Consider the following 2,727-nt stretch of genomic DNA (forward strand, 5'->3'; position numbering starts at 1 on the left):
AACAGTCTGCTCATTCTCACTAAATACTCCGCTTGCATTACCCGGCATACTTACAAGCTCATAGTGAGTTATACTCTTTGCTACTGTATTATACGGCAATCCCGCATTCTCTACTCCCGATAATATTTCACTGTTTGCAAGCTCGTTTCCTTCTTCATCAACATATACCGCCTTTACACTTCCTGCATTCTTTCTTCTGTAGATATAGTCTACAGTCTGTGGCAAGGTTGTAAATACTCCGTCTTTATTGGAAGGAATCGTATCTATCTCAAAGTAATCAATATCCGCTGCATTTGTAGTATAGTTAAGTCCAAGCTTTCCGCTTCCGTCAAGTACTTCTCTTTGTATAAGCTCGCTTCCGTCATACTTTGAGAGATGGCGTACCACTACATCTCCTGCATTCTTTCTTGTGTACTCATAGTTTACTACCTGTTCTCCTACTGTGAAGATTCCGTTTGCATTGGCAGGCACACCGACCAAATCGTAGAAGTTTATATTCTCACTGTTTGTACTGTAAGGTAGTCCAAGTTTCCTGCTTCCGTCAAGTACACTTGGGCTGTGAAGTACCTCTCCGGTTCCGACTTCTATATGATTTACTTTTACACTTCCTGCATCCTTTCTTCTGTATACATACTCTACCAATACATTACTGTGTGAGAATGTTCCAGACTTATTGGCAGGGATACTTATCAGGTCATAGTTATCAAATGTCTTTGCTTCCGTATCGTAGGCAACTCCCAGCATTCCGGCTCCGCTTTGTCCTACAAGCGGATGAAGCTCATGTCCGTCGGCCTCATCTTTATAAGTAGCTATTACATTTCCCGCATTCTCTCTTTGATAAAGATATGTGACTATGATATCACTTCCTGCAGTATATACTCCGTTTGCATTGGCAGGTATACCACCAAACAGCTCGTAGTTTGGAAGGTCTGTAGAGCTCTTTGCCTGTGTGGTGTAATTCAGTCCAAGCTTTCTGCTTCCGTCCAAGAATTCTTCAGATGCAAGAGGGGCATTGGTTATTGCATCCAGATGTCTTACTCTTACATTTCCTGCATCTTTTCTTCTGTATTTATACTCTACAAGTATATTTCCCGCCTCAAAGTTTCCTGATTTGTTTGTAGGCACGGTTATAAGGTCATAGTAATTAAATACCTTTTGGTCCGTATCATAAGGCAATCCAAGCTTTCTTGCTCCGCTTTGCACTTCAGGAGCATGAAGTATATCTCCCGTGTCCTCATCCTTGTAGGTTGCAGTTACGTCTCCGGCATTCTGTCTTCTGTACTTATATTCTACAAGTATATCTCCTACAGCAAAGTTTCCTGCTTTGTTTGTAGGAACGGCAACCAAATCATAGTTTACAAAACTCTTTTGATCGGTATCATAAGGCAGTCCCAGTTTTCTGCTTCCATCCTGTTCTATCGCCGCATGAAGAGTCGCTCCCGTATCGGCATCCACATAGGTTGCAGTTACCTTTCCTGCATCATTTCTTCTGTACTTGTACTCTACAAGTATATTTCCTACAGCAAAGTTTCCTGACTTGTTTGCAGGTACCGCCACAAGTGTATAATTCGTAAAACTCTTTTGATCCGTATCGTAGGCAAGTCCAAGTTTACCTGAACCGTTTTGTACTTCAGGAGTATGCAATGCGGTATTTGTATCGACATCCACATAGGTTGCAGTTACGTCTCCGGCATTCTGTCTCTTATAATAATAAGTGATTATAATCTGTGATGCAGTATACACTCCGCTGTCATTTGTAGGCAGGTTTGTTGTATCAAGATCATAGTATGTAATGTTCTCAGGACTTTCTGAGTAGTTAAGTCCAAGCTTTTTCGTTCCGTCCAATACTTTTTGTGCGTGAACAGGATTGTTTGTTCCCGTTTCGAGGTACTTGACCGTTATATTTCCTGCATTCTTTCTTCTGTAGAAGTAATCAACAGTCTGAGGCAGCAAAGTATACGTTCCGTTTTTATTTGTAGGCTGTGCTACCAATTCATAGTTTGTGATACTTTCTTCACCTGTAGTATAGTTTAATCCGAACTTGTTTGCTCCCGGAAGTACCAACGTTGTGGCAAGCTCTGTTGTTGTATTTTCTTCATAGTGATGTACCGTCACATTGCCTGCATTCTTTCTTACATAGTAATAGGTTACAGTAGTGTCGTTGTCACCGTACTCTCCGTCCTTATTTGTAGGAAGAGGTGTCTCAGCCTCATAATAGGTATCCGTTACAGGAGAGGTCGTATAAGGTGTCCACCTTGGCATCCTTACAGTTGTTGTAGGCGAAAGCTCAGTGTTGTCCTCTCTTTTTATATGCTTTACTATAAGGTTTGAGTACACTGTCTTTAATCCTAAGTTTTCTATCTTGGTGTTATCAGTCCTTGTAAGTGACACATCCACCACCGCCCAGTGCATGTTAGGGACAGGGTTTTCGTTTTCCTTAAGCTTTGAAGGCAATACCTCATAGCTTGAAAACTCATTTCCTATCTTTGTTACTGTACTTGGGTTTAACGGTCTTATAGTATCTCCCGGGTATGTCTCTATATACACCTTATAATCTCCGGCATTACTTATCTTATTCTTAAATGTATAATTACCGTTTGCATCCGTAAATACCGTATCCACCACTGTAGGTGTTCCGTTTTCCATCTTTACAAGTCTTACAGGCTTATTTGCTCCTACAAAATCTCCGGTATTGAACTCATTGTTCTCATCCACATCGTAATAAAC

1 protein-coding gene is annotated in these 2,727 nt (G+C 41.0%); it reads right to left on the bottom strand.

From position 1 onward, the window contains the following. Positions 1-2,727, bottom strand: a 2,727-nt coding sequence (locus tag EHW90_RS13185) for a MucBP domain-containing protein (protein WP_167456761.1), incomplete at both ends; no start/stop codon positions are given.

The organism is Lachnoanaerobaculum orale (genome assembly GCF_003862485.1).
Taxonomy (GTDB): Bacteria; Bacillota; Clostridia; order Lachnospirales; family Lachnospiraceae; genus Lachnoanaerobaculum; species Lachnoanaerobaculum orale.